Consider the following 4,770-nt stretch of genomic DNA (forward strand, 5'->3'; position numbering starts at 1 on the left):
CCCGCTCCCACAGGGTGACCTCTGCACTTGAAGTTGGCGTGAACCTGTGGGAGCGGGCTTGCCCCGCGAAAGGGCCGGTATAGGCGAATCAGCCATCGGCCATGTATCGCCCTCGCGGTCGACACACGCCAAATCAAGACCAACTCCGCTATCATGCCCAGCACGTTCCACGTCGCGAGTCCGCCATGCGCCGCCTGTTTCTCCTGCTGTTCCTGCTGCTGGCCAGCCCTGCCTTCGCCACGGGCCTGCTCGACAACCGCCCCAGCGCCACCCTCGGCGCCGCTTCGCTGTCCAACGCTGCCGATTTCCTGCCCGTGCACGAAGCGTTCAAGCTCAGCCTGATCCAGGCCGATGCCCAGAGCATCAAGCTGCGTTTCGTCGCCACCGACGGCTACTACCTCTACCGCCACCGCTTCAATTTCCGCACAGAGCCGGCCGACGTGGCCGTGGGCACGCCCAACATCCCTAAAGGCGAAGCCAAGCACGATGAGTTCTTCGGGGACGTCGAGGTGTACCACGGCGTGCTCGACATCGAGCTGCCCCGCACCGACCCTCGCGCGTTCACCCTGCTGGTGGGCTACCAGGGCTGCGCCGACAAGGGCCTGTGCTACCCCCCGGAAACCGCGCGCCTGAGCATCGATGGCGAAGGTGGCACCCCCAGCGCGGCACCGGCCACAGGTGAACAGGCCTGGAGCTGGAAATCCCTGTTGCTGTTCTTCCTCGCCGGCGTCGGCCTGACCTTCACCCCTTGCGTGCTGCCGATGCTACCCATCCTCTCGGGCGTGGTGCTGCGTGGCCAGGCAAACGGCTTGCGCGGCCTCGCGCTGTCGCTTGCTTACGTGGTATCGATGGCCGCCAGCTTCGCCGTGCTGGGCGCGCTGATGGGCCTGTTCGGCGCGGGCTTGAACCTGCAGGCACGGCTGCAGTCGGCCTGGGTGCTGGTGCCTTTCGCGTTGTTCTTCGTGGTGTTCGCCCTGGCCATGTTCGGCCTGTTCGAATTGAAGCTGCCGCAGGCCTTGAACAATCGCCTGGACTCGCTCGCCCACCGCACCAAAGGTGGCTCGCTAGTCGGCGCGGCAGTGCTGGGCGTGCTTTCCAGTTTGCTGGTGTCGCCCTGCGTGTCGGCGCCACTGGCCGGTGCCCTGCTTTATATCAGCGCCAGCGGCGATGCCCTGGGGGGTGCACTGAAACTGTTCGCTCTCGGCCTGGGCATGGGTGCGCCATTGCTGCTGGTGGCCACCGGTGGCGCAGCCTGGTTGCCGAAGAGCGGCCCTTGGCTGAACACGGTGAAAAACGGCATTGGTGTGCTGTTGCTGGGGCTGGCCATCGGCTTGCTCAGCCGCGTGCTGCCTGGCCAGGTGACGTTGCTGCTGGTCGGCTTCCTGGCTGCCGGCGTGGCGCTGTTCCTCGGTGCCCTGGAGTTCGTCATCAAAACCCCGCGCCAACGCCTGGCGCAATTGCTCGGCCTGGCGTTGCTGGTTTACGCCCTGGCCTGCTGGTACGGGGCACTGAACGGCCAGGGCGACCCCCTGCGCCCCTTGCCTGCCCCCGCCGTGGCCACGGGCAGCGCCAGCCCAGCCGTCAAGGCCGATGCCTGGCAGACCCTCACCACGCCCGCCGCGCTCGACGCGGCACTGGCCCAGGCCAAGGCCGCAGGCCAGCCGGTGTTGCTGGACTGGTACGCCGACTGGTGCATCAGCTGCAAGGTGATCGAGCACGACGTACTCACTGCGCCGCAGGTGCAATCGCAGCTGAGCGCCTTCAAATTGCTGCGTTTCGACATCACCGAGAGCAACGCCGAGCAACGCACGCTGCTCGACCGCTACCAGCTGTTCGGCCCGCCTGCGCTGCTGTTCTTTGCGGCGAACGGCAGCGAAATGACCGCTGATCGGGTCATAGGCGAGATAAACGCCGGCGATTTCGCCGAGGTTCTGACGCGCGTGCGCGGCAAACTCGGTCTATAACTTCCGGCGAGCTGCGAAAAATCCTCAAGACAGTGACCAGATTTAATTATCCGGTCACATACTTCGCGCGAATCTCGGACATCGTGCTGGCTATTGCCGGGAACTGGACACTTGCCGTCGCTTTACGGCACACTCGCCGCGCTGTGTCGAATTGCCCTACAAATCCAAGGAATCCGCAGATGGCTACGCTACTGGTGCTTCACGGCCCCAACCTCAACCTGCTCGGTACCCGCGAGCCGGGCCACTACGGCGCCGTGACCCTGGCCCAGATCAACCAGGACCTGGAGCAACGTGCCCGCGCCGCGGGCCACCATCTGCAGTACCTGCAGAGCAATGCCGAATACGAACTGATCGACCGCATTCACGCCGCACGCAACGAGGGTGTGGACTTCATCCTGATCAATCCGGCTGCTTTCACCCACACAAGTGTCGCATTACGTGACGCATTGCTTGCGGTGAGCATCCCATTCATCGAAGTGCACCTGTCCAACGTGCACAAACGCGAACCGTTCCGTCACCACTCCTACTTTTCCGATGTGGCCGTAGGGGTGATTTGCGGCCTGGGCGCCAGCGGTTATCGCCTGGCCCTGGAGTCCGCGCTGGAACAACTGGCTGCCAACGCACAGCCCTGATGACAGAGACCCTGGCCTAAGTGGGCCGGGGTTTGAGAGAAACGTTTTAGACACGTTTTCAATTACGCCCCCTGACCGAACCTTTGGGAGTTGATGATTAATGGATATCCGTAAAGTCAAGAAACTGATCGAACTGCTGGAAGAGTCTGGCATCGACGAACTGGAGATCAAGGAAGGCGAAGAGTCGGTCCGTATCAGCCGTCACAGCAAGACCCCAGCTGCCCAGCAGTTCTACGCACCCGCCCCAATGGCTGCTGCCCCTGTAGCTGCCCCGGCCGCTGCTGCCGCTGCCCCTGTCGCCGAAGCTGCTGCCCCGGCGCTGAAAGGCACCGTGGTTCGCTCGCCAATGGTCGGTACCTTCTACCGCAAGCCATCGCCGACCTCGCCTAACTTCGCTGAAGTTGGCCAGTCGGTGAAAAAAGGCGACACCCTGTGCATCGTCGAAGCGATGAAGATGATGAACCACATCGAAGCCGAGATCGGCGGTGTCATCGACGCCATCCTGGTAGAAGACGGCCAGCCGGTTGAGTTCGACCAGCCGCTGTTCACCATCGTTTGAACCGCGGAGAGCCAACGATGTCTGCGAAGCTCGAAAAAGTCCTGATCGCCAACCGCGGGGAAATTGCCCTGCGGATCCTGCGTGCCTGCAAAGAGCTGGGCATCAAGACCGTCGCCGTGCACTCCACGGCTGACCGCGAACTGATGCACCTGGGCCTGGCAGACGAGTCGGTCTGCATCGGTCCCGCGCCATCCAAGGATTCGTACCTGCACATCCCGGCGATCATCGCTGCCGCCGAAGTGACTGGCGCCACCGCGATCCACCCGGGCTACGGCTTCCTGGCCGAAAACGCCGACTTTGCCGAGCAGGTAGAAAAATCCGGTTTCGCCTTCATCGGCCCGAAAGCCGACACCATTCGCCTGATGGGCGACAAGGTTTCGGCCAAGGACGCGATGATCAAGTCGGGCGTACCGACCGTACCAGGCTCTGACGGCCCACTGCCGGAAGACGAAGAAGTCGCCCTGGCGATCGCCCGTGACGTCGGCTACCCGGTGATCATCAAGGCCGCCGGTGGCGGTGGTGGTCGCGGTATGCGTGTGGTGCACAAGGAAGAGGACCTGATCTCCTCGGCCAAGCTGACCCGTACCGAAGCCGGTGCTGCGTTCGGCAACCCGATGGTCTACCTGGAGAAGTTCCTGACCAACCCACGCCACGTGGAAGTTCAGGTACTGTCCGACGGCCAAGGCAACGCCATCCACCTGGGCGACCGTGACTGCTCGCTGCAGCGCCGTCACCAGAAGGTTCTGGAAGAAGCGCCAGCACCGGGCATCGACGAGAAGGCCCGTCAGGAAGTCTTCAAGCGTTGCGTCGATGCGTGCATCGAAATCGGCTACCGCGGTGCAGGTACTTTCGAGTTCCTGTACGAGAACGGCAGCTTCTACTTCATCGAGATGAACACCCGCGTACAGGTTGAGCATCCGGTGTCGGAAATGGTCACTGGCATCGACATCGTCAAGGAGATGCTGAGCATCGCCGCTGGCAACAAGCTGTCGTTCCGCCAGGAAGACGTGGTGATTCGGGGTCACTCGCTGGAGTGCCGGATCAACGCTGAAGACCCGAAGAAGTTCATCCCGAGCCCAGGCAAGGTCAAGCACTTCCACGCCCCAGGTGGCAACGGCGTTCGCGTCGATTCGCACCTGTACAGCGGTTATTCGGTTCCGCCGAACTACGACTCGCTGATCGGCAAGCTGATCACCTACGGCAAGGACCGCGAAGAAGCCATGGCGCGCATGCGCAATGCTCTGGACGAGATCGTCGTCGACGGCATCAAGACCAACATCCCACTGCACCGCGACCTGGTGCGTGATGAAGGTTTCTGCAAAGGCGGCGTCAACATTCACTACCTCGAGCACAAACTGGCCAGCCAGGAGTGATCGTGTAGTGTGATGTACCAAAACCCCGGACCTGTTCCGGGGTTTTTTTATGGGCTTTAGGGATAGGTGGTGCTGGCAGGTGCATGCCTTGAGGGGGGTGTTGCCGGTGAGATCGAGCGCCGCCCGCGCGGCGCATCGCGAGCAACGCTCGCTCCTACGTTTGTTTTCGGCCAATAACGCCTGTGACAGGCGCGCGCGACCGCCTTGTTTGTTCGACGCGATATCGCGTCATGCGCCAAGGC

General features: G+C 62.7%; 4 protein-coding genes. All 4 read left to right on the forward strand.

Annotation, left to right across the window (positions count from 1 at the left end; translation table 11 throughout):
- Positions 1–185 precede the first annotated feature (185 nt).
- The 4 genes from OO306_RS27655 (at position 186) to accC (ending at position 4,528) form a co-directional block, all read left to right on the forward strand.
- On the forward strand, positions 186–1,964 hold the full coding sequence (locus tag OO306_RS27655) for a protein-disulfide reductase DsbD (RefSeq protein ID WP_265970361.1): 1,779 nt from the start codon (positions 186–188) through the stop codon (positions 1,962–1,964).
- Between the two features lie 179 nt (positions 1,965–2,143).
- A complete protein-coding gene (gene aroQ, locus OO306_RS27660) occupies positions 2,144–2,596 on the forward strand; it encodes a type II 3-dehydroquinate dehydratase (RefSeq protein ID WP_008093086.1) in 453 nt (150 codons plus the stop codon).
- A 100-nt stretch (positions 2,597–2,696) separates the two neighbouring features.
- A complete protein-coding gene (accB, locus tag OO306_RS27665) occupies positions 2,697–3,155 on the forward strand; it encodes an acetyl-CoA carboxylase biotin carboxyl carrier protein (protein WP_027594950.1) in 459 nt (152 codons plus the stop codon).
- Positions 3,156–3,172: 17 nt separating this feature from the next.
- On the forward strand, positions 3,173–4,528 hold the full coding sequence (gene accC, locus OO306_RS27670; RefSeq protein ID WP_099428241.1) for an acetyl-CoA carboxylase biotin carboxylase subunit: 1,356 nt from the start codon (positions 3,173–3,175) through the stop codon (positions 4,526–4,528).
- Positions 4,529–4,770 lie beyond the last annotated feature (242 nt).

Origin of the sequence: Pseudomonas sp. DCB_AW (assembly GCF_026240895.1) — a bacterium.
Classification (GTDB): Bacteria; Pseudomonadota; Gammaproteobacteria; order Pseudomonadales; family Pseudomonadaceae; genus Aquipseudomonas; species Aquipseudomonas kermanshahensis.

Coding starts and splice junctions, on each gene's coding strand:
- OO306_RS27655 (WP_265970361.1), top strand. CDS start 186: ATGCGCCGCCTGTTTCTCCTGCTGTTCCTGCTGCTGGCCAGCCCTGCC.
- aroQ (WP_008093086.1), top strand. CDS start 2,144: ATGGCTACGCTACTGGTGCTTCACGGCCCCAACCTCAACCTGCTCGGT.
- accB (WP_027594950.1), top strand. CDS start 2,697: ATGGATATCCGTAAAGTCAAGAAACTGATCGAACTGCTGGAAGAGTCT.
- accC (WP_099428241.1), top strand. CDS start 3,173: ATGTCTGCGAAGCTCGAAAAAGTCCTGATCGCCAACCGCGGGGAAATT.